The sequence below is a fragment of the Pseudomonas sp. VEM90 genome, assembly GCF_054611535.1.
Genome location: NZ_JBTRAR010000013.1, coordinates 123,930 through 145,890 on the forward strand (window position 1 = coordinate 123,930; position 21,961 = coordinate 145,890).

General features: G+C 63.7%; 20 protein-coding genes. 4 read left to right on the forward strand and 16 right to left on the reverse strand.

Annotation, left to right across the window (positions count from 1 at the left end):
• Positions 1–72 precede the first annotated feature (72 nt).
• The gene (gene galE / locus ACYCCG_RS14515; RefSeq protein ID WP_339533431.1) at positions 73–1,038 is read left to right on the forward strand and encodes a UDP-glucose 4-epimerase GalE; all 966 of its coding nucleotides are present in this window, start codon (positions 73–75) and stop codon (positions 1,036–1,038) included.
• A 61-nt stretch (positions 1,039–1,099) separates the two neighbouring features.
• On the opposite strand, the gene ACYCCG_RS14520 is transcribed toward galE, so the two are convergent.
• The 8 genes from ACYCCG_RS14520 to ACYCCG_RS14555 all read right to left on the reverse strand — a co-directional run bounded on the left by ACYCCG_RS14520 (position 1,100) and on the right by ACYCCG_RS14555 (position 8,015).
• Positions 1,100–1,906 carry a CpsD/CapB family tyrosine-protein kinase gene (locus tag ACYCCG_RS14520; protein ID WP_176684299.1) on the reverse strand — a complete coding sequence of 269 codons (807 nt, stop codon included), beginning with the start codon at positions 1,904–1,906 and terminating at the stop codon, positions 1,100–1,102.
• 11 nt (positions 1,907–1,917) lie between these two features.
• Complete coding sequence (locus ACYCCG_RS14525; protein WP_209966226.1) at positions 1,918–3,480, reverse strand: GumC family protein; 1,563 nt, start codon at positions 3,478–3,480, stop codon at positions 1,918–1,920.
• 19 nt (positions 3,481–3,499) lie between these two features.
• Entirely contained in the window at positions 3,500–4,615 is a 1,116-nt protein-coding gene (locus tag ACYCCG_RS14530; RefSeq protein ID WP_176684301.1) for a hypothetical protein, read from the reverse strand.
• A 24-nt stretch (positions 4,616–4,639) separates the two neighbouring features.
• A complete protein-coding gene (locus ACYCCG_RS14535) occupies positions 4,640–5,197 on the reverse strand; it encodes a polysaccharide biosynthesis/export family protein (protein WP_176684302.1) in 558 nt (185 codons plus the stop codon).
• A gap of 264 nt (positions 5,198–5,461) precedes the next feature.
• Positions 5,462–5,638, reverse strand: a complete 177-nt coding sequence (gene eppA / locus ACYCCG_RS14540) for an EPS-associated small membrane protein EppA (RefSeq protein WP_004374238.1) — start codon at positions 5,636–5,638, stop codon at positions 5,462–5,464.
• Between the two features lie 246 nt (positions 5,639–5,884).
• Positions 5,885–6,427 (reverse strand): helix-turn-helix domain-containing protein, encoded by a 543-nt coding sequence (locus ACYCCG_RS14545; RefSeq protein ID WP_176684303.1) that lies wholly within the window; start codon positions 6,425–6,427, stop codon positions 5,885–5,887.
• 197 nt (positions 6,428–6,624) lie between these two features.
• Positions 6,625–7,281, reverse strand: a complete 657-nt coding sequence (locus tag ACYCCG_RS14550; RefSeq protein ID WP_004576290.1) for a CoA transferase subunit B — start codon at positions 7,279–7,281, stop codon at positions 6,625–6,627.
• Between the two features lie 35 nt (positions 7,282–7,316).
• Positions 7,317–8,015, reverse strand: coding sequence for a CoA transferase subunit A (locus tag ACYCCG_RS14555; protein ID WP_020192902.1), 699 nt, complete (start codon positions 8,013–8,015; stop codon positions 7,317–7,319).
• 140 nt (positions 8,016–8,155) lie between these two features.
• Between ACYCCG_RS14555 and ACYCCG_RS14560 the strand changes: the two genes are divergently transcribed.
• Entirely contained in the window at positions 8,156–9,061 is a 906-nt protein-coding gene (locus ACYCCG_RS14560) for a LysR family transcriptional regulator (protein ID WP_176684304.1), read from the forward strand.
• Positions 9,049–9,870 (forward strand): aldo/keto reductase, encoded by an 822-nt coding sequence (locus ACYCCG_RS14565; protein ID WP_459670903.1) that lies wholly within the window; start codon positions 9,049–9,051, stop codon positions 9,868–9,870. Before ACYCCG_RS14560 ends, ACYCCG_RS14565 begins: the two co-directional genes overlap by 13 nt.
• 510 nt (positions 9,871–10,380) lie before the next feature.
• Here ACYCCG_RS14565 and ACYCCG_RS14570 read toward each other — a convergent pair.
• Genes ACYCCG_RS14570 through lexA form a run of 4 tightly spaced genes read right to left on the reverse strand, consistent with a single transcriptional unit; the run spans position 10,381 to position 16,120 of the window.
• Positions 10,381–13,461, reverse strand: coding sequence for an error-prone DNA polymerase (locus tag ACYCCG_RS14570; RefSeq protein ID WP_459670904.1), 3,081 nt, complete (start codon positions 13,459–13,461; stop codon positions 10,381–10,383).
• Positions 13,458–14,876, reverse strand: a complete 1,419-nt coding sequence (locus tag ACYCCG_RS14575) for a Y-family DNA polymerase (protein WP_004576292.1) — start codon at positions 14,874–14,876, stop codon at positions 13,458–13,460. The genes ACYCCG_RS14570 and ACYCCG_RS14575 overlap by 4 nt, the downstream gene beginning before the upstream one ends.
• A 6-nt stretch (positions 14,877–14,882) precedes the next feature.
• Complete coding sequence (gene imuA / locus ACYCCG_RS14580) at positions 14,883–15,503, reverse strand: translesion DNA synthesis-associated protein ImuA (protein WP_004374214.1); 621 nt, start codon at positions 15,501–15,503, stop codon at positions 14,883–14,885.
• Positions 15,503–16,120: a transcriptional repressor LexA gene (gene lexA / locus ACYCCG_RS14585; RefSeq protein WP_012052394.1), complete on the reverse strand. Its 618-nt coding sequence runs from the start codon at positions 16,118–16,120 to the stop codon at positions 15,503–15,505. The genes imuA and lexA overlap by 1 nt, the downstream gene beginning before the upstream one ends.
• A 91-nt stretch (positions 16,121–16,211) precedes the next feature.
• On the opposite strand from lexA, the gene ACYCCG_RS14590 reads away from it, so the two are divergent.
• Complete coding sequence (locus tag ACYCCG_RS14590) at positions 16,212–16,868, forward strand: HAD family hydrolase (RefSeq protein WP_339443214.1); 657 nt, start codon at positions 16,212–16,214, stop codon at positions 16,866–16,868.
• Positions 16,869–17,025: 157 nt separating this feature from the next.
• Here the strand turns inward: ACYCCG_RS14590 and ACYCCG_RS14595 are convergent, their stop codons facing one another.
• From ACYCCG_RS14595 to ACYCCG_RS14610, 4 genes are all read right to left on the reverse strand, one after another.
• Positions 17,026–17,799 (reverse strand): IclR family transcriptional regulator, encoded by a 774-nt coding sequence (locus ACYCCG_RS14595; RefSeq protein ID WP_459670907.1) that lies wholly within the window; start codon positions 17,797–17,799, stop codon positions 17,026–17,028.
• Positions 17,800–17,863: 64 nt separating this feature from the next.
• Entirely contained in the window at positions 17,864–19,321 is a 1,458-nt protein-coding gene (locus tag ACYCCG_RS14600) for an amidase (protein WP_339533430.1), read from the reverse strand.
• Positions 19,318–20,628: a citrate-proton symporter gene (locus ACYCCG_RS14605; protein WP_459670909.1), complete on the reverse strand. Its 1,311-nt coding sequence runs from the start codon at positions 20,626–20,628 to the stop codon at positions 19,318–19,320. The genes ACYCCG_RS14600 and ACYCCG_RS14605 overlap by 4 nt, the downstream gene beginning before the upstream one ends.
• Before the next feature lie 83 nt (positions 20,629–20,711).
• The gene (locus ACYCCG_RS14610; protein WP_060545162.1) at positions 20,712–21,887 is read right to left on the reverse strand and encodes a M20 aminoacylase family protein; all 1,176 of its coding nucleotides are present in this window, start codon (positions 21,885–21,887) and stop codon (positions 20,712–20,714) included.
• Positions 21,888–21,961: the final 74 nt, after the last annotated feature.

The following is a 21,961-nucleotide window of genomic DNA, read 5'->3' on the forward strand; positions in this document are numbered from 1 at the left end:
GATGATCATCCCACCTGCACGTGTCAGGGAGTGTTCACTGCGTCTGTAAACAGCAGATTCCAGGAGGTGGGGATGAAATATCTGGTTGTGGGTGGTGCGGGCTACATTGGTTCGCACATGGTCAAGCACCTGCTCGCCGCCGGCCATGAAGTGCTGGTCGCGGACCTGGTCTCACCTGGCCCCGGTATCCAGTGGGCCAGGCTCGACATCGCCGACGAAGCCGCACTGGACGTGCTGTTTGGCGTGTGCCGCTTCGATGCTGTGTTTCACTTCGCCTCGTTCATTCAAGTGGGCGAGTCGGTCAGCGCGCCCGGCAAGTACTACCAGAACAACGTCGCAGCCACCCTTGCCCTGCTGCAGGCCATGGTCAATGCCGGCATCAGGCACCTGGTGTTTTCTTCGAGCGCCGCCGTTTACGGCAACCCGCAGTACGTGCCGATCGATGAAGCGCACACCAAGGTGCCGATCAACCCGTACGGATTGAGCAAATGGATGGTCGAGCAGATTCTTGAGGACTTCGACCGGGCCTATGGTTTGAAGTCGGTATGCCTACGCTATTTCAATGCAGCGGGCGCTGACCCGGAAGGTCAGCTCGGGGAACGTCACGACCCGGAAACCCATCTGATCCCCTTGATCCTGCAGGCTGCATCTGGCCGGCGCGAGGCGGTGACAGTGTTCGGTCGTGACTACGACACACCGGATGGCACCTGCATTCGCGACTACGTGCATGTTGCAGACCTGGCGGCGGCCCATGCACTGGCGGTGGATTATTTACGGGCCGGTGGCGAGCGTGCCGCGTTCAACCTGGGCAATGGCCTGGGCTTTTCGGTGCAGGAGGTGATCGATACGGCCCGGGCAGTGACCGGGCGGCAGATCAATGCCCTTGACGCACCGCGCCGCGTCGGCGACCCGCCACGGCTGGTGGCGGATGCGAGCAAAGCCATGCACGTGCTGGGCTGGCGCCCGGCGTTCGCTTCGCTGGAGGAGATTGTGCGGCATGCGTGGCAGTGGGAGTTGCAGTATCCCTGGGAGCGCTGAGTGGGCTCGTTCCCTGTAGGCGCAGCACAAGGCCGCACCTACAGGCGGACGGCCAGAAGGCTCAGTAATAGGTACGCGGCTGTTCGTCAGCCTTGTTCAACACTGTCCCGATCAGGTTCACCGTGGCCAGGTGATGCAGGCAATCCTCGATTTCCTTCTTGTTGTTCATCCCGTTGGCCACCACCAGCAACACACAGTCGAACTTGGGCATGACGGTGATCGCATCGTCCGAGCTGAGCAGCGGTGGCAAATCGAAAATGCAGATGCGCGACTCGTAGCGGTTGCGCAACTCGCCAATCAGGTTGTTTACCTTGGGCGAGGACAGCATCTCGGTCGACAGGGGCACGGGTACCCGCGTCGGCAGCACCACAAAGCGCGGCAAGGTGGGGTTGACCAGGCAGTCCTGCAACTCGGCCTTGTCCGCCAGAAGCTCGTTCAGTGCCTGCTCCATGGGCAGGCCCAGGTAGCTGCCGACCTTGGGCCGGCGCAGGTCGAAGTCCACCAGTAACGCGGTCTTGGTGGTGTGGTGGGCAATGCTCATGGCCAGGTTGATCGCCAACATTGTCTTGCCCGCTTCCGGCGTTGGCGAGGTGATGGCCAAGGTACGCCAGCCGTTCTCGTCCATGGCCCTGAGCACCTGCGTACGCAACAGGTCGATCGGCCCGTTCATGTTGGAGTTCTTGTTGTACGCGACGATGCGGTTACGCTCCAGGTGGTCTGGACGCAGTGGTACCACTTTGGTGTTCACGTAATCGAACTGCCCCGGCACTTCTGCCAGCGCCGTACCGGGGGCGGGAGACAGTGCCTGGGGGGTACCCGGGGTAACCTGATGAATATTGTTGCCAACAGCCGGCTTGATCCTGTCCATCACTGCTTTCCCTATACAAACCGAGACATGACTTTGTACAACAGCACATCCAGTGGCATGTAGAACACGTGCACCAGCCCTATCATGATAGCTGCCAGCGCCAGTGCCGCCAGGATCAGGCGATTGCGCCAGCGCCTGCGTCGGGCCACGTCGGCCCGGGTATCGATATAGGGCAGTGCCATCAGCACCCGTTTGCCCAGCAGGCTTTCCAGGGCACCAACGCCGCGCACACGCTGATTGAGCATCTCCAGCAGCATCACCAGCGCACCGCCACCGGCCGGTGCCAACACCAGGCCCAGCGCAGCGATCTTCTTGCGGTTAGGCTTGATCGGCTTCTCAGGCAACAGGGGGGGCTCGAGCAGTACGAAGCGTTCAGCCTTGTTTTCCTGCTCGAGGCTTTCGGTAATCTTTGCGCCCATTTCCTTGGCACGAATCTCTTCGTATTTCTTCCGTGCGTTGTCGTGGTCACGCATCAAAGTCACCAGGCCGCGCTCGACCTGCGGTGCCTCGAGGATCTCCGCTTCGTAGCCTTCCATTTTCCGGGTCAGCTCGCGCTTTTGCTCTGCCAGCGAGGCAATACGTACCTGGGCGGCGCTCATTTTGGCGCGGACACGGGCCACGTCGAGGCTGACCGTAGAAGCTGCAGCAGTGCGGCCACCGCTGGCTTCGAGCGCCTGGATCTTGCGTTTGACCGCCACCACATCCGGGTGGGCGTCCTTGTAGCGGGTCATCAGCCGCGCGTATTCGGCTTTCAGGCTTGGCAGGTCCTCGGGCGGGTCAGCACGGGTTGACCGGGTGCCTTCGGCAACCTTGGTGGCAAGGCCGGCATTGGCCGCAGACAGCTCCAGTTCCAGGTAGCGCAGCTCTTCCTGGGCAGCCTTGTAGTCACGGTCGACCTCACGGAACTCCAGCTCCGCACGCGACAACATGTTCATGCGCAGGGTCTGGTGCTCGGGCAAGGCATTGGCGTGGGCCTGCTTGAAATCGGCCAGCTGGTTCTCCAGGCTGGCCAGCTCGGCGCCCAGCTTGTTGGCTTCCTGGGTGAGGAACTCGGTGGTTTCATTGGCCCGCTCGGTGCGCTGCTTGAGGTTTTCGTTGAGGAACAGCGTCACCAGTTCGTCGGCGACTTCCTTGGCCACTTGTGCCTGCTTGTGCTCGAACGACACATTGAACGCCACGGTCGCTTCACCACGACCGCGCACGTAGGTGGTAAGGGTTTCGACCACGATCGCGTTGCGCATCTGGTCGATCTTGTCGCTTTCGCTGAAGCGCTTGTCGGCGAACAGGTCGTACTTGCCAATGATGCGCAACAGGTTTTCGCGGGTCATCACCCGTTGACGGATCACCTCGATGCGCTCATCGGCAAAACTGGTGTTGTTGGTCGACACCAGCTCGGGCGAAATCTGCTGTGACTCAACCAGAATGGTGCCGGTCGACTGGTAGATCGGCGGCACCATCAACGCGACGGCCACGGTCGCGGCGAGAATGACTGCGGCACTCACCCCTAACACCAGGGCTCTGTCCTTGATAATGGCGATGTAATCTCTGAGGGAGAGCTCGTAGTCAGACTTCATAGGGCCACCTGCCTGAAGTTCAGATGTCGGGGTACCTGTACGTCAACGTCAAACCAACGATCGTAGCGGTTGCATCCGGTACATGGTCCTGCTGCCGCTCCTTGTACATCAGCGACAGGCGCAGGTCCCAGTAAGGCGAAAACTGGCGGCTGGCCCATACGCTGTAAGTCTGCAGCGTGTTGGGCGACTGCCCCTTGCTGTCTTGCCACGCGGCGTCCGCGCCCACCCGGGACAACTCGGTCAGCGCATAGCTCCACACACCACGCACCTGGTCCAGCTCAGCGAAACCGCCTTCGGCGCTTGCCACCGTGCTGCGCTCGGCGCTGAGGCTGGCAACGGCACGCGGGCCGGTGTACAGCAACGCAACCCCACCCTCCCCGCGTCGGCCGCCATCGTCACCTGACACTTGGTTGACGCCAACATGGGCGTCGGCGCTAAAGCCCTCGGCAAGCTGGTATTTGATGCCGACTGCCGGGGTGTAGCTGTTGGAAGCGGTCGCGGTAAGGTCCTCTTCGGGCTCATAGCGCCGGGCACCAAAACGGCTATACAGATCAGCCCGCTCGCTCCAGGCGTAAGTCCAGGTAAAGACGTTCGCCAGTTCGTCGTAGCCCGTCAGCGTACTGATGTCGTAACGGGCACGGTTGTAGGTGGTTTCGTTGCTCAAGGTACTGCGCTCGGTCACCGCCTGGCTCCAGTTGCCAGTCAAGGTGTAAAGCTTTTGTGTACCGTCGGTGGTAATCACCCCGGTATCCAGTACTGTCCCCGACAACGTCGAGCTTTCGTTGTAGCGCGCCACCAGGCCGAAACGCCCCCGCTCGGTAGTGCGCTGCCAGCCCAGGCTTATATCAGGGTCTTCACGGTCATCGACGATATCCGTATCGGACGAGCGCAGCACATGCATGCCAAGCCCCAACCTCAATTCGTCACGGTCAAAAGTGCCGATCAGGGTGTAATCCGGCGCGATGATCGTGCGCGTTACGCCCTTTTCCCCCGAGGTCAGCAGCAATGGGTTGCTGTCGTATTCGACGGATGTCGGTACCACCACCGTAGACTGCCAATTTGCCGCCAGTACCGCGTCCGTAAACGGCAAGACCAAGATTGCCGTTGCAATGCGAGTTGTTCTAAGAAGAGGCATTAAATGTTCTTATTAAAGGCAAGATCAAGGGACGACCAGCGTATCGCCAGCCTGAAGTTGGATGTTGGTGGACATGTCCCGCCCAGACACCAGGTCCTTATATCGCACGGGCAGGATTTTTTGGGAAGCACCCGTGCCGCGGACCACCTTGATTTCGCTTTCATCCGCAAACTTGTCCAGACCACCCGACATGCTCAACGCCTGCAATACCGCAGTGGGGCCTGCCATTTGCACCGGCCCGGGCTTGATCACTTTGCCTTGCACATAGACCATGTTGCCGGCAATGCTTTTGACGACAACGCTGACGTTAGGGTCGGGGAGGTATTTTTCGAGTTTGGCAGCGACCTGCTTTTCGACCGCTGTCACGTCCAGCCCGGCCACATTGATGCGCCCGGCCAGGGGGAAGGTGATACTGCCATCGGGAAGTACGGTGGCTTCTTGACGCAGGCTGTCTTCCTGCCACACCGAAACCATCACCACATCGCCGGGGCTGAGCAGGTAGGGAGCACTACTCTGGTCGGCGTTAGCGGCGCCGGACCACACCGTCAGCATGCACAAAGCGGCAAACATTGAACGCACCATGAGGGTCCCTCCGGCCAAATGGCCCGACAAAGAGCACTGAATGAGAACAACACACCAACTCTCGCTCCGCTTCACGGCGCACAGCTGCCGCGATGGCCTCGACCTTCCTGGAGGCCTTTGCCTTGACGCTGCAAGCACGGCTGCAACGCCCTGTAAACATTGGCCCTACGGGCTACTGGGAATATAGCAACGGTTGGAGAATTCACAAGCCATGCCAGTGGACTCGCGGCAATGGGCAGTCACTTCAGGTACAAGGTATCCGGTTCAGATCTTTCTGCGGTTGGCAACAGCAACAAAACCGACGACAGCAAAGGCAAAGAACCAGCCTGCAGTTGAAACAGGAATGATACTGTTTTGATTTATATACGAATCTGCCGCGCGGGCAGCACCACTTAGCATCACCAGCAAGAACATGGATTTGATTATCAGAGTCGTGCGCATACTCCCCTCCTAAAAACAGGAAAATCAATTAGTTATTGGCGCGGTGTTGCGGGAGTTGTTTCGTTGTTGATTTGAGCTTATGGGCACAATGACACTACGTCAATGATCCGACACCATAATAAAATTCAATGGGCGATGGGTGCATTCGTCAAAAAAACGACATGCAGATTATGCAAGGGAGGGCTGGTGCGATGGATCTGGCGTTTCACAGCTGAGAACAAGGGGCATACCTGCCCCCCTGATGTTTCACTCGTCTGCGTGGTGAACCACGACCAGTAATTGCGCCGGTGAGACACCTACCGAGCGCAGCCGGTGCGGCGTCTGGGCGTTGAAATGAAGGGCGTCGCCCTGCTCCAGCAGCACCCGCTCACTCATGAAGTCCACTTCCACCTGGCCTGCGTGAACAAACAGGAACTCTTCGCCCTGGTGTTCCTTGAACGTGGGGTCGCTGAACTCGGACGGCGGCTGAATCAGAAACGGCAGCAGGCTGCGCTGACCAACCTGACTGGTGAGGGCCGCGTACCCCGGCCCTTGCCCATCGCCAACCAGGGCCTGGCGCTCGGTATGGCGCACCAGGCTGTAGCGGCTCTGCCCAACCTGTTCTTCGGCGAACAGCTCTTCGACGTTGACGTTCAGCGCTCTCGCCAGTTTCAGCGCCGCGGCGATCGAGGGCGTGTTGAGGCCGCGCTCGACCTTGGACAGGTAGCTTTTGGTCATGCCAGTCTTTTCGGCCAGCATTTCCAGGGTCATCCCCAGTTTCTTACGCAGCAGTTTCAATCGGATAGACATGTGACGCGGGTTTCCCAGGCTGAGGCAGCCATGATACGCGTCTGAAAGCTGACGCCAAGCCTGCAGAGGCCTTGAATCAAGGCATCACTGGCGGTAAGGCAAAGCTTCGCGCTATAGGGGTGGCGAGTTGGCCACCCCATAACAGGCCCCTTCGCAGCACAAAGCTGTGCCTACAAGGGGCAGTCTGTAGCGGGCAATCAGAATGTCATTTCCTTCACATCATCCGGCACGATCAGCTTGCCGGCGGTTTTCTCGATGATTTCCTCGACGCTGACCCCGGGTGCGGTCTCGCGCAGGATGAAGGCGCCGTCTTCGATTTCCAGGTAGGCCAGGTCGGTCAGCACCTTGCGGATGCAGCCCGCACCGGTCAGCGGCAGGCTGCACTGCGGCAGCAACTTGGACTCGCCGTCCTTGGAGGCGTGGGTCATGGTGACGATGATGTTGTCGGCGCCGGCCACCAGGTCCATGGCCCCACCCATGCCCTTGACCAACTTGCCAGGAATCATCCACGAGGCGATGTTGCCCTGCACGTCCACCTCGAAAGCACCCAGTACGGTCAGGTCGACGTGGCCGCCACGGATCATGGCGAACGATTGTGCCGAATCGAAGATCGAGGCGCCGCGGCGGGCGGTGACAGTTTGCTTGCCGGCGTTGATCATGTCGGCATCGAGGGTGCTTTCGGTGGGGAATTCGCCCATGCCGAGCAGGCCGTTTTCCGATTGCAGCATCACATCCATGTCGGCGGGTACATAGTTGGCCACCAAGGTGGGGATGCCGATGCCCAGATTGACGTAGTAACCGTCCTTCAGTTCACGGGCAACGCGTTGCGCCATCTGTTCGCGGGTCAGTGCCATGGTCAGGATCTCTTTATTGTTCGGGTGGATGGCGCTCAGGCCTTGACGGTGCGCTTTTCGATACGCTTTTCGAAGGTGCCGACGATGACACGGTCCACGTAGATGCCCGGGGTGTGGATTTCGCTTGGCAGCAGCACGCCGGGCTCGACGATCTCTTCCACTTCGACCACGGTGATCTTGCCGGCGGTGGCCGCCAGCGGGTTGAAGTTTTGCGCAGTGTTGCGGTACACCACATTGCCGTAGTGGTCGGCCTTCCAGCCCTTGACGATGGCGAAGTCACCGGTGATGGATTCCTCCAGGATGTACTTGCGGCCCTTGAACTCGCGAACTTCCTTGCCGTCGGCAACCGGGGTGCCATAGCCGGTAGCGGTGTAGAACGCCGGGATGCCGGCACCACCTGCGCGCATTTTCTCGGCGAGGGTGCCCTGTGGGGTCAGTTCCACTTCCAGCTCGCCACTGAGCAACTGGCGTTCGAACTCGGCGTTTTCGCCCACGTAGGAGGCGATCATCTTGCGAATTTGCCGGTCTTCCAGCAGCACGCCCAGACCAAAACCGTCCACACCGCAGTTGTTGGAGACCACGGTCAGGCCCTTGACGCCACGCCGCTTGATTTCGCTGATAAGGTTTTCCGGGATGCCGCACAGGCCGAAACCACCGGCCAGTACCGTCATGTTGTCGCTCAGGCCTTCGAGGGCCTGTTCATAGGTTGCAACGCGCTTGTCCAGTCCGGCCATGCTGATCCGCCTTTTGTAGTTGTTTAACCGACGAGGCTGTCGGTGAGCGTGTGCAGACATCTTCACCGCAAGCGACTGATTTGTTAATTTTGTTTTCGTCATCGATTGATAATTTTTACAAAATAAACGATAGGCCCGACATGAACGTCAAACAATTGCGCGCCTTTGTCGCCGTGGCCAAGTACCAGAGCTTCGCCCAGGCCGGTGAACACCTGCACGTTTCGCAGCCGGCACTGAGCCTGACCATCAAGGCGCTGGAAGAAAACCTCGGCGGCGCCCTGCTCAGCCGCACCACGCGCAGCGTCAGCCTGACTGCCGAAGGCGAAGTCCTGTTGCCACTGGCACGCCGCCTGCTGGCCGACTGGGACGACACCGAAGAGATGCTGCGCCAGCGCTTCACCCTGCAATTGGGCCGTGTGTCGGTGGCGGCCATGCCGGCTTTTGCCGGCAACCTGTTGCCCCACGCGCTCAAGGTGTTTCGCCAGCGCTACCCCAAGGTCAACGTCACCGTGCATGACGTAATCAACGAACAGGTACAGGAACTGGTACGCCATCGCCGCGTCGAACTGGGCATCGGCTTCGAGCCGGATAACATCGATGGGCTGGACTTCCATCCGTTGTACATGGACCGCTTCGTTGCGGTAGTGGCCGCCGACTCACCCTTGGCACTGCTGCCCCAGGTCAGCTGGGCACAGCTGATGGCCGAAGATTTCGTGGCCCTGCAGCGCCCTTCGGCAGTGCGCCTGCTGATGGAGCAGAATGTGGCGGCCCGCCACGGCAAGCTGGCAGTAGCGTTCGAAAGCCACCAGCTGACGACCATCGGCCGCATGGTTGCCAGCGGCCTGGGGGTCAGTGCCGTGCCGGCGCTGTGCATCAACCAGATGCAGGAACTGGGTGCCCGCTGCGTCACCTTGGTCGAGCCCACTGTCGAGCGGCGCATCGGCGTGATTGCCCTCAGCGAGCACAAGCTTTCCACTGCAGCGCAAGCACTGCTTGAGGTGCTTCTTTCCAATACCCGGATCCCGGAGGTGACATGCGATACGTAAATCTGGCAGGCACGAGTGTTCCAGCCATCGGCCAAGGCACTTGGTACATGGGCGAAGACCCAGGTCGCAAGGCTGCCGAAGTCGCGGCGCTACAACAGGGCATCGAGCTGGGCCTGAACCTGATCGACACCGCCGAGATGTATGCCGAAGGGGGGGCAGAAGAGGTCGTAGGTCAAGCCATTGCCGGGCGCCGCGACCAGGTATTTCTGGTCAGCAAGGTCTACCCGCACAATGCCAGCCTGCGCGGCATGGCGGCTGCCTGCGAACGCAGCCTCACCCGGCTGGACACCGACTGCATCGACTTGTACCTGCTGCACTGGCGTGGCCAGCACCCGCTGGAGGAAACCGTCGAAGGCTTCGAGCGTTTGCGCGAGCAAGGCAAGATCAAGCGCTGGGGCGTGTCCAACTTCGACGTCGACGACCTGCGCGAACTGCACAACCCTGATTGTGCCACCAACCAGGTGTTGTACAACCCGGCCCAGCGTGGCATCGAATTCGACTTGCTACCGTGGTGCGAAAAACGTGGCTTGCCGACCATGGCCTACTGCCCGCTGGCTCAGGCCGGGCGCTTGTTGCAGCACCCGGTACTGGCGGAAATCGCCAAGCGCCATGGCGCCACACCGGCCCAGGTCAGCCTGGCCTGGGTGACCCGCGATGACGGCGTGATCGCCATCCCCAAGGCGGTGGCGCCCGAGCACGTGCAGCTCAATGCAGCAGCGGGAGCGCTGACCTTGACCAGCGAAGACCTGGGGGCGATCGACCGGGCGTTCCCTGCGCCGACGCACAAGCAACGGTTGGCGATGGTGTAACCGCCGAGCACAAGCTGGACCAGTAGATGGCCTCTGTGGGCGCGGGCATGCCCGCGAACACCGGCAATGCCGGTGCCCTGCAACGCGGTGGCTGCTGCGCGGGCTCGCCCGCTCCCACAGGTAGCCGTGCAAGTACCGAGCGTTGAGCAAGCCTTGAGCAACTGCGCCACCCGCCGCTGCCGTTCGCCAAGCGCAATCTGGCCCAGGACGCGACCTTTGTGGGAGCGGGCATGCCCGCGAACACCGGCAAGGCCGGTGCCATGCAACGCGGTGGCTGCTTCGCGGGCTCGCCCGCTCCCACAGGAGACCGCGCAAGTACCGAGCGTTGAGCAAGCCTTGACCACCGCCCGCCGCTGCCGTTCGCCAAGCGCAATCTGGCCCAAGACGCGACCTTTGTGGGAGCGGGCATGCCCGCGAACACCGGCAAGGCCGGTGCCTTGCAACGCGGTGCCTGCTTCGCGGGCTCGCCCGCTCCCACAAGGAACCGCGCAAGTACCGAGCGTTGGGGTTTCAATGGAAATCCCGACTGCGCACATCCAGCCCTTGCAACAGCGGACTCACATCCTCCAACCGCCGCGCAATCAGGTGCCGCACCCCATTCTCCTGCTCCAGCCGCCCACTGACCTTGAGCAACTGCGAACCCACCAGCGCCCGCCGCTGCCGTTCGGCCAGCGCACGCCACACCACCACGTTGACCATGCCATGTTCGTCCTCCAGGGTAACGAAGGTCACACCGCTGGCGGTTTGAGGCCGTTGCCGGCCCACCACCAGCCCGGCCACAGCAATGTTGTCGCCATGCTCCACACCCTGTAATTCACTGGAGCTGCGACACCCCAGTGCCCTCAGACGAGCGCGCAACAGGGCCAGTGGATGTGGGCCAAGCGTAGTGCCGAGGGTTTGATAATCGGCCATCAGGTCCTCGCCCACGGTTGGCACGGGCAATTGCACCGTTTCTTCAGGCAAGGCCTGCACATCAGCGAACAACGGCAGCTGCGGCTGCACCGCAGCCACCTGCCAGCGCGCCTGATGCCGATCGCTGGCCAAGGCGCGCAGCGCCCCGCCATCAGCCAGGCGGGCACGGGCCCGAGCGTCCAGGCCGGCGCGCAGGCACAGGTCTTCGACGTTGCGCCACGGCCGCTGCGCCCTCGCCTGCTGCACGCGCCTGGCATCGGCTTCGGCCAGGCCACGCACCAGCCGCAGCCCCATGCGAATGGCCAGGGTGCCTTCAGCATCAGGCTCCAGGGTGCAGTCCCAGTCGCTGTGGCAGACATCAACCGGCCGTACCTCGATACCTTGGCGGCGAGCCTCTTGCAACAGTTGATCAGGGCTGTAGAAGCCCATCGGCCAACTGTTGACCAACGCACAGGTGAAAATCGCCGGCTCATGGCACTTCAGCCAACTGCTGGCATAGCACAGCAAGGCAAAGCTGGCCGCATGGGACTCAGGGAAGCCATAGCTGCCAAACCCCTTGATCTGCTCGAAGATGCGCTCGGCAAACGCCAGCGTGTAACCATTGCGCAACATGCCCTGCACCAGCCGTTCGCGGTGCGGCTCCAGGCCGCCGTGGCGCTTCCAGGCGGCCATGCTGCGGCGCAACTGGTCGGCCTCGCCCGGGGTATAGTCGGCCGCGACCATCGCCAGCTCCATCACCTGCTCCTGGAACAGCGGCACGCCCAAGGTACGCTCGAACACCTCCTTCAGTTGCGGCGACGGATACGTCACCGGTTCCTGCTTCAGGCGCCGGCGCAGGTACGGGTGCACCATGTCGCCCTGGATCGGCCCAGGGCGGACGATGGCTACCTCGATGACCAGGTCGTAGAACTTTTGGGGCCGCAGCCGCGGCAACATGGCCATTTGCGCGCGTGACTCGATCTGGAAAACGCCCATGGTTTCGGCACGGCTGATCATGGCGTAGGTGGCCGGGTCTTCGCTAGGGATGGTCGCCAGGGTCAGGTGCCGGCCACGGTGGCGTTGCAGCAGGTCGAAGCAGCGGCGCAAGGCGCTAAGCATGCCCAGCGCCAGTACGTCGACCTTGAGCAGGCCGACCATGTCCAGATCATCCTTGTCCCACTGGATCACCGTACGCTCCGGCATCGCGGCATTCTCCACCGGCACCAGCTGGTCGAGCGGTTGCTGGGAGATGACAAAACCACCCGGATGCTGCGACAGGTGCCGGGGGAAGCCGATGAGTTCGCCGGCCAGCACCAGCACCCGCCGCAGCGAAGGGCTGCCCGCTTCGAAACCGGCCTCGGCCAGGCGCTGGTCATCGGGTATGCGATCGCTCCAGCGGCCACAACATTTGGCCAGGGCATCCACCTGGTCGGCAGGCAGCCCCAGCACCCGCGCCACATCCCGCACCGCACCGGCGGCATGGTAGGTGTTGACTACCGCAGTGAGCGCCGCCCGGTGCCGGCCATAGCGACGGAACACATACTGGATCACCTCCTCGCGCCGGTCGTGCTCGAAGTCCACGTCAATGTCCGGTGGCTCGTTGCGCTCGCGCGACAGGAAGCGCTCGAACAGCAGGTGGTGTTTCATGGGGTCAAGCTCGGTGATGCCCAGCACGAAGCACACCACCGAGTTGGCTGCCGACCCCCGGCCCTGGCATAGAATGCGCTGGCTGCGGGCGAAGGCGACAATGTCGTGCACCGTCAGAAAGTAGCTTTCGTAGCCCAGCTCTTCGATCAGCCCCAGTTCCTTGGCAAGCACATCCCGCACCTTGCCACTCGGCCCGCCTGGCCAGCGCAGCGGCAGGCCTTGCTCGCACAATTCGCGCAACCAGCTTGCCGGGGTATGCCCCTCGGGCACCAGTTCGCGTGGGTACTGGTAGTTCAGTTCGCTCAGGTCAAACTGGCAGCGCCGGGCAATGACCAGGGTCTCGGCCAGCAGGTCGAGCGGATACAGCTCGCCCAGTTGCGCCTGGCTGCGCAGGTGCCGTTCGCCATTGGCAAACAGAAAGCGCCCGGCCTCGCTCACCTGGCAATGCTGGCGGATGGCAGTCATGCAGTCCTGCAAGGCACGGCGACCACGCACGTGCATGTGCACGTCGCCACAGGCCACGGTGCGAATGCCTACATCAGCCGCCAGTACCCGCAGCCGTTGCAGGTGCACGGCATCGTCACTGCCCCGATGCAGGTGCACGGCCAGCCACAGGCGCTCAGCGAACACACTGCGCAGCCACGCGCCGGTAGCGATATCGCCACTGTCAGCGGCCACCCACAGGGCCAGCAGGCCTTGGTGGTGCAGCAGCAAGTCATCACGAAACAGCTGGTACGCCCCCTTCTCTGCCCGCCGCCGGGCACGGGTGATCAGGGCGCACAGGTTCTGGTAACCCGTCAGGTTTTCGACCAACAGCACCAGTTTGGGCCCGTCGCACAATTGCACCTCGCTGCCAACGATCAGCCGCAACTGGTGCACCTTGGCTGCCTGCCAGGCGCGCACGATACCGGCCAGCGTGCATTCGTCAGTGATCGCCAAAGCCTGGTAGCCCTGCTCGCGCGCACGCCGGAACAGCTCGTCGGCGCTCGATGCACCGCGCTGGAAGCTGAAGTTGGAAAGGCAATGCAGCTCGGCATAACCCGGGGTGTTCATGCGAACCAACCCTGCAGCCAAAGCGGGCCGGCCTGGCTCAGGTCGCGGTAGGCCCAGCCGCGCAGGCCGTCACGGGTTTCGATGCGGTAGTAGTCGCGACGCACATCGCCGCCATCCCACCAACCTGATTCGATGCGTTCGGCGTAGCCCTGCACCTGGTAGGCGGCGTCATCCAGCGCGATCGGTGCCGACAACAGCCACCCCGGGCGGCTGCCCGGTGCAACGGGCATGTTGCCTTGGGCCCCCTGCTCCGCCAACTGCCAGGCGCATTCGGGGCGGTGATCGGCGGCTGCACCAAGCCCCTTGACGGCCTCATCCCCCAGCCGGGCGCGCAGCCGCTCGCGCAATTGCGCCCAGGGTTGCGCCTGTTGCGCCCGCGGGTCGAACAACGCCTGATGCTGTGGCACGAAGGGTGGCAAGTCTTCGGCAACCAGCCGCAGGTTGCGCACCGGTGCGGGTATGCGCAGCGGCTCAAGGCGCCCACGGGCCAGCTCGAACAGCATCGCAGCATCGCGTTCGGCCGCCAGCAGGCCCACCTTGAGCAGGGTATCCGGCCCCTCGGCGTGCTCCAGATGCAGACAGAAGCGCTGCACGCCACAGTCTCGCCCGGCCAGAAATGCAGCAAGGTCGTTGAGCATGCGCCGCAGCGGGAACAACAGCGCCTGGTGCGACTCGACGTCGAAATTGAGTTCCAGCCGGGTTTCGAAACGGTCCGGTGGCTGGTAGAAGTCCAGCCCCAGGTTGCGCAGGCCGAGCAACTGGTCGAGGTGCAGCTGCACCTGGGCCGCAAAGCGCCTGGCCAAGGTATCGCGCGGCAAGGCCAATACCTGGCCCAGCTGGTGCAAGCCCATGCGGGCAAACGCTTCGGCCGCCTCTGCCGGCAGGCCGACGCGCGTGATGGGCATGCCAAGCAGCGCCGCTCGGGTGGCGTCGACATCGCCCACGGCCAGGCCATCGTGGCCATTGGCGAGCATGCGAGCAGCCACCGGGTTGCTGGCCAGGACAATGCGTTGGCGCAGGCCGAGTTCTGCCAATTCCTGACGCAGACGCGCCTCGAACAAAGGCCAGGGCCCGAACAGTTGCAGGCTGGAGCCCACTTCCAGCAGCAGCGCCCGTGGGTAATGCAGGCTGACCTGGGCACTGAAGCGGTAGGCCCAGGCCGCCAGCAGCTGTTGCACCTGATCGATGCGTTTGGGGTCGGCTTCGACACAGGTGAAGCCATCGGCCAAGGCACGCGCAGCGGTAAGGGTTTGCCCGGCCCGCAGGCCAAGTGCGGCGGCCGCCGGGTTGACTGCCTGCAACACGCGACGCTGGGTCGGCCCGCCAATCAGCACCAAGGGTGTGTCAGGGTCGTCACGCTCCCGCAGGACGGTGTCCAACGCAAGCTGCGGGAGCAGGATGCAGGCCCAGAGCATGGTGCATCAGCCCCGCCCCGGGCAGGGAATAGGCAGCGCTGGAGGCATGCCCCCCCGGCTTTTCAGCACGCGCCATTGCGCCGGGCGCGTGTCGACTGCAATGCGCAGCGCTGCGGGTGAAGGGTTGTGCGACGCCTGCTGCGGCCTGCAGGCGAACGCCAGTGCCTGCCCGGTTTCGGCCGCTACCTGCAAGCGCCGCAGGGCGCGGTCATCGGCACGTTCCGGCCAGCACAGCACCGCCGCGCAACTGCCCGAGCGCAGGCACTGTTCCGCAGCCCACAGGGCATCGGCAGGCTCGGCATCCACCTGTACCAGCCAGCGCAGGTCCACCCCCGCTGCCTGCCAGGCCGGTGCAAAAGGGATGAAGGGTGGAGCCACCAGCACCACTCTGCTGGCTTCTGCACTCAGCCGGGCCAGGGTTGGCCACAGCAACTGCAATTCGCCACAGCCGGGGTTGGCCAGCAACAGCTCACTCAGTGCTGCCGCCGGCCAGCCACCTTCCGGCAAACGTTCGTCGAGGGCCGCATGGCCGGTGGGCTGCAGCCCGAGTGGCCGCGCCTGGGCCTGCCGGCCGCGCCATACCCGGCGCTGCTCCAGCAGCCTGTCGAGGTCGACCACGGCGCCCATCAGTCGCGCCTCAGCAAGCCGCAGAACACGCCTTCGATGAAAAAGTCCTGTTCGGGCTGCACATCGATCGGCGCATAGGCCGGGTTGCGTGGCAACAGCCGGTAAGTGCCGCCTTGGCGTTGCAGGCGTTTGATGGTCACTTCGCCGTCCAGGCGCGCAACCACGATTTGCCCGTCGCGGGCGTCGGCCTGTTGCAGGATGCCGACCAGGTCACCGTCAAAGATGCCGTCGTCGATCATCGAGTCGCCCCGTACCTTCAGCAGGTAGTCGGGGGTACGGCGGAACAGGCTGGGGTCGAGCAGCAACTGCTCGTGGATGTCCAGGTCCGGGCCGATGGGGGCACCCGCCGCCACCTGGCCCAGCACGGGTATTTCGAGGATTTCCGGCCGGCGCAGCGGCTCGGCCAGGCGTATGCCCCGGGCCTGGTTTGGCGTGACATCGATGTAACCGGCCTGGCACAGGGCGGTGATGTGCTTGCGTGCAACGCTGCGCGAGGCAAAACCGAAGCGCGTGGCGATATCGGCCAGGCTCGGCGGCTGACCATGCTCGGCAATGCGCTCACGGATGAATTCGAAAATGGCGCGGCGTTTGGGGGTAAGAGTGTCCATGGAGCACATTTGTACTCTTTTCGGAGCACGCTGAACAGCCCCCTTCGTCGTCAGCTTTGGTTATGATCCCCTGGCTTGTGTTTTTTCATCTGGATATCCCATGCTGACCGCCCTGCTGTTCGACCTTGACGGTACCCTCACCGACACTGACACCCTGCACCTGCAGGCCTTTCGCCAACTGCTGCGTGAACACGACGGCCGCGAGCTGAGCCAGGCGCAGTTCGATGCCCAGGTCAGCGGCCGCGCCAACGGCGAGCTGTTCGCCGAGCTGTTCAGCGGCGCCAGTGTCGAACAGTGCCAGGCGTTGGCCGACCGCAAGGAAGCGCTGTTCCGCGCGATGTCGCCGTCGCTTGAACCGATGCCGGGCCTGTTGCGCCTGCTGGAGCATGCCCAGGCCCATGACATCGGCATGTGTGTGGTGACCAACGCACCGCGGCTGAACGCCGAGCACATGCTGAACGCCATGGGCCTTGGCCAGCACTTTGAACATGTGCTGGTGGCCGAAGAGCTGGCACGGCCCAAACCGGACCCGCTGCCCTACCTCACCGGCCTGCAGCGGCTGGGTGCCGAGGCCGGGCAAGCGCTGGCCTTCGAGGACTCATTGCCGGGGACGGCCGCGGCCAGTGGCGCGGGGATCTTTACCGTGGGCGTGGCCACGACGCAGACCCCGGAGCGGTTGCTGGCAGCGGGCGCCAGGCTGGTTGTCGATGATTTCAATGATGCGGCGTTGTGGGCGTTGATCGAGCGTATGGCTTGAGATGTGGGATGTGTTTGAGACTGAGTGCCGCAGGGGCGGCGCCCGGTCTCGACACAAACACGAACTCTAGGTCGTACCTCTCGCCCCCCCTGCCGAGCGTCAAGAGTGGCCATGCCTGGAGCAGCCTCGTGCTGTTAAAAGGCCCGTGCAGAAGCACTCATGGTGCCAAGGCCCGCTGCACTTCACTCACAGTGGTCGCCAAGCTGCTCAGGTGCAGGCTCGACACCCGCTCCACCGGCGCCTGATCCAGCGGCCATTGCAAGGCAATGCTGCCGGCCAGGCGCCCTTCGGCATGTACCGGCAAGGCAATGGCGCGGATCAGGAACGGCAGGCGCACCGGGTATTCCCAGTAGCCTTCGGTGCGCTGACCAAAGCCCTTGTGCGCTTGTTCTTCGATATCGCGCAACAACCCGTCGTCACCCAGCCGCTCATGGGCCGCCAGGCGCTGCACTTCGTCCACCGCCAGCTCCCCCAGGCACGCCCGCCCCATCGCCGAATGAAACAGGCTGGCATGCTGCCCGACGATCTGACAGGTGTGCGGGTAGCGCTTGCGCAGCACCTGGGGAATGGCGCTTTCCATCACCTCCAGCCGCTGGCCGTCGAAACACGACAGGTCAGCGACCAGCCCGGTGCGCTCACTCAGCTCCAGCAGCATGGGCGCTGCGCTTTCCACCAGGCGCCGCTTGAAACGCAACTGGCGGTCACCGAACAGGCGTCGCGCGCACAGCCGGTAGCGCCGGTCGGCAAGGCCGCGGTACACCCAGCCTTGCGCCTGCAAGGTGGCGATCATGCGCGACACCGTGGCCTTGGGCAGCGCCGTCAGGTAGTGCAGTTCTTCCAGGCCCAACGCCTGGTGTTCGCCCAGCAGGTCGACGATGGCCAGCGCCCGCTCCACTGAACGCACGCCGCCGCTGTCTGCCGTGATGCCCATGGGTATGACCTCCTTGTAGCGGGATGGTCAGGATAGCCAGCAAGATCCGCGCCTGCCCATGCTTTCATGGCGTAAGCAGGCGTTGTGGCGGGCAGCGCACCACCCAGCGGGTGAGCTGTTCATGGGCATACGCCAGCTGCAGCACGGCATGGTCGGCCTGCGCCGGGCCTATGATTTGCAGGCCCATGGGCAACCCGGCGGCATTGAACCCCACCGGCACGCTGATGCTCGGCAAACCGGCCAGGGTCGGCCCGATCACCACTTCCATCCAGCGGTGGTAGGTGTCCATTGGCCGCCCCCCGACCACCGTCGGCCATGGCTGGCGTGCATCGAAAGGGAACACCTGAGCCGAGGGCAACAGCAGGAAGTCGTAACGCTCGAACAGCTTGCCCATGGCGCGGTACCAGTCACTGCGGTCCAACGAAGCCTGGTACAGCGCCGCCGCACTTAGCTGCAAGCCACCTTCCACCTCCCACTGTGCTTCGGGCTTGAGCAATGCGCGCTTGCCGGGGTCGGCATAGGCTGCGCCGAGGTTGCCATGCACCAGGAAGTGGCGGTGGGTCAGCCAGCATTGCCACAAGCGCGCCAGGTCGAATGCCGGCTGGCAGGCCTCGACCCGGCAGCCCAGCTCGGCAAAGTCGGCCAGCGCCGACTCGCACAGGCTCATTACCCCGTCATCCATCGGCAGATAGCCGTTGTAGTCGCCCAGCCAGCCCACCCGTACACCGCGAAAATCACGCGGCAAGCCAACGGCAAAATCGCGCCGGCCTTCGCTTAGCGACAGCGGCGCCCGGGCATCAACACCCGCCTGTATCGACAGCAGCCGCGCCACGTCGACCACACTGCGGCCCATCGGCCCTTCTGTGGCCAGCTGCTGCACGAACAGCTCGGGCGCCGGCCCATGTGGCACGCGGCCCTGCGATGGGCGCAGGCCGAACAGGTTATTGAACGCCGCCGGGTTGCGCAGCGAGCCCATCATGTCGCTGCCGTCGGCCACCGGCAGCAAGCGCATGGCCAGCGCCGCTGCAGCCCCACCGCTGCTGCCACCCGCCACCCGCGACGGGTCGTAGGCGTTGGTGGTGGTGCCAAACAAGGGGTTGTAGCTTTGCGAACCCAGGCCAAACTCGGGCACATTGCTCTTGCCCATGATCAATGCCCCGCTCGCCCGCACCCGCGCCACGCTGATCGCATCCTGCTCGGGTACCTGCTCGGCAAACAGCGGCGAGCCGAGCGTGGTACGCAGCCCTGCCGTGGCGGCGAGGTCCTTGATTGCCTGCGGCATGCCATGCATCCAGCCGCGCGAGTGGCCACGGGCCAGTTCGCGGTCACGCGTCTCGGCCTCGGCCAGCAGCACTTCGGCCGGGCGCAGCGAGACCAGTGCATTGACCTGCCGATTGAAGCGCTCGATATGCCCCAGGTAGGCCTGCATCACCTCCCGGCATGACAACTGGCGGGCATGGATGGCCTGGGACAGTGCCTCGGCATCGAGGGCAACAATGGGGTCGATGGCTAGCGGCTTCACGGTTTTACTCCAAGGTTGAAGGCGGCAGGTTTGACTGCCCGCGGTGCTTCTTTCAGGCAATAGGTGCCCAGCAATGTCAGCAGGCAGGCAAACAGCACATAGAACGCCGGCGCCACCGGGGTGCCAAGCACCTGGGTGAGCCAGGTCACGATCAACGGGGCAAAGCCACCGAACACCATCACCGCCACGTTGTAGGCCACCGACACGCCGGTGGAACGCACCTGGACCGGGAACTGTTCGGCCAGGGCAGTAGGTGCCGGGCCGAAGAAACCACCGATGGCCGTGCACAACAGCAGTTGCATGACCAACAGGCGCTCCAGGGAAGGCGCAGCGGCCATCCACACATACAGTGGGTAGACCATCACGAAGAACGCCAGGGTGAAGGCCATCAGCACCGGGCGCCGCCCCAGCCGGTCAGACAGCGCCCCGGACAACGGAATCAGGAGGGTCATCAGCCCCACGGCGAGCATCTGCACCAGCAGCACCTGGTCCAGCGGCAGGCCTAGGCTTTTGTGGGCGAAGGTCGGCATGTTCACCAGCACCACGTAGAATGATACCGTCGCGCCGCAGGCCAACCCCATCGACACCAGCAGGCTGCGCCGGTGTTCACGCAGCACCTGCCACAGGCCGGGCGACTGGCCCTTGGCATGGCGACGCGCCTCGACAAACGCCTCAGGCTCCTCCATATGCTTGCGAATCCACAGCCCGACCGGCCCGATCAGCAGGCCCAGCACGAACGGGATGCGCCAGCCCCAGCTGTCCAGCGCCTCAGGCGAGCACAGGTGGGTAACCAACGCCACCATTGCCGCCCCGGAAAACACCGCCAGGCACTGCCCTACCAATTGCCACGAACCATACAGGCCCTTGCGGTGGGCAGGTGCGCTTTCCACCAGAAATGCCGTGGCGCTGGCGTATTCACCACCGGTGGCAAAGCCCTGCAGCATGCGCGCCACCACGATCAGCAGCGGCGCAGCCATGCCGATGGCCAGGTAGTCGGGCGCGAAGGCGATCATGGCGATGGACACGGTCATCAGGCGGATGATCATCTGCATGGCCGCCTTACGGCCCTTGCGGTCGGAATACATGCCCAGCAGCACGCCGCCCACTGGGCGCATGAAAAACCCGACGCCGAAGGTGGCAAGGGCCATCAGCAGCGAGGCGTACTCGTCGTCGGACGGGAAGAACTGCCGGGCGATGATGCTGGCCAGAAAGCCATACACGATAAAGTCATACCATTCCAGGGCGTTGCCGATAACGGCGGCCACCACTTGCCGGGTACGCGACACGCCGGTGCTCGAAGTCTGCATAGGGAACACTCCACACAATGATTGGGTGATCGCCCAGGCGCAGTCGCGCCCGGGTTCCAGCGGCAGTGGTCAAAAAGGGACAATCAGGCAGGTGCCAGCCAGCGCTCTGCCAGCGCGCCCCAGTAGGCGGCGCCGGTCAGCAGGATGTCGTCGTTGAAGTCGTAGGCCGGGTTGTGCACCATCGGCCGCGATACACCATTGCCGATGAACAGGTAGGCCCCCGGGCAGCGCTGCAGCATCCAGGCGAAGTCTTCGCTGCCCATCAGCTTGCGGGTGTTGCCATCCACAGCCTGGGCGCCCAGCAACTCGACCCCTACCTGGGTGGCAAAGGCGTTTTCAGCGGCATGGTTGACCAGCACCGGGTAGGCCGGGCGGTGCTCGATGCTGGCGCGGCAGCCAAAGCTCTCGGCCTGACTGACGATGATTGCCCGCACCCGCTCAAGGGCCTGCGCCCGCACCTCGGCGTTCAGTGCGCGCAGGCTAAGGCGCAACAGCGCCTGTTGCGGGATCACGTTGGCCGCTTCGCCGGCCTGCAATGCGCCGACGGTGACCACTGCTGCCTCCTGCGCATCGATATTGCGCGCCACCACGGTTTGCAGCGCCATCACCACACTGGCGGCCGCCACCAGCGGGTCGACGGTCAGGTGCGGCATCGAGCCATGGCCACCCACCCCGTCCAGGGTCACCGTCAGCAGGTCCTGCGAAGCCATCATCGGCCCTTCACGAAACCCCAGGTGTCCGGCCGGCAGCCCTGGCATGTTGTGCATGCCGAATAGCGCATCACATGGGAAGCGCTCCAACAGGCCGTCGGCCAGCATCGCCTCGGCACCGCCCTGGCCCTCCTCGGCCGGCTGGAAGATCAGTGTCAGCGTGCCGTCGAACTGCCGGGTTGCCGCCAGGTAGCGCGCGGCGCCAAGCAGCATGGTAGTGTGCCCGTCATGACCACAGGCGTGCATGCAGCCTGGGTGCTGGCTGCTGTATGCCGCACCCGTGGCTTCGTGGATGGGCAGCGCGTCCATGTCGGCGCGCAGGCCCAGCCGGCGGGGGCTGCTGCCATTGCGCAGCACGCCGACCACGCCGGTCTTGCCGATACCGGTGTGCACTTCATAGCCCCATTCCTCCAGCAGTCGGGCGACCAATGCCGAGGTGCGGCTTTCTTCAAAGCCCAGTTCCGGGTGAGCGTGGATATCGTGACGGATCGCGTGCAGGTCGCTGGCCACGTCGGCGAGCCAGGCCTGGATATGCTGATGTCGGGACATGTGGAGTCTCCTCGCGCGGGTGGTTTCCCGTTCTTGTTGTTCGCCTTCAGGTCACGACAGGTGAGGCAGGTCGT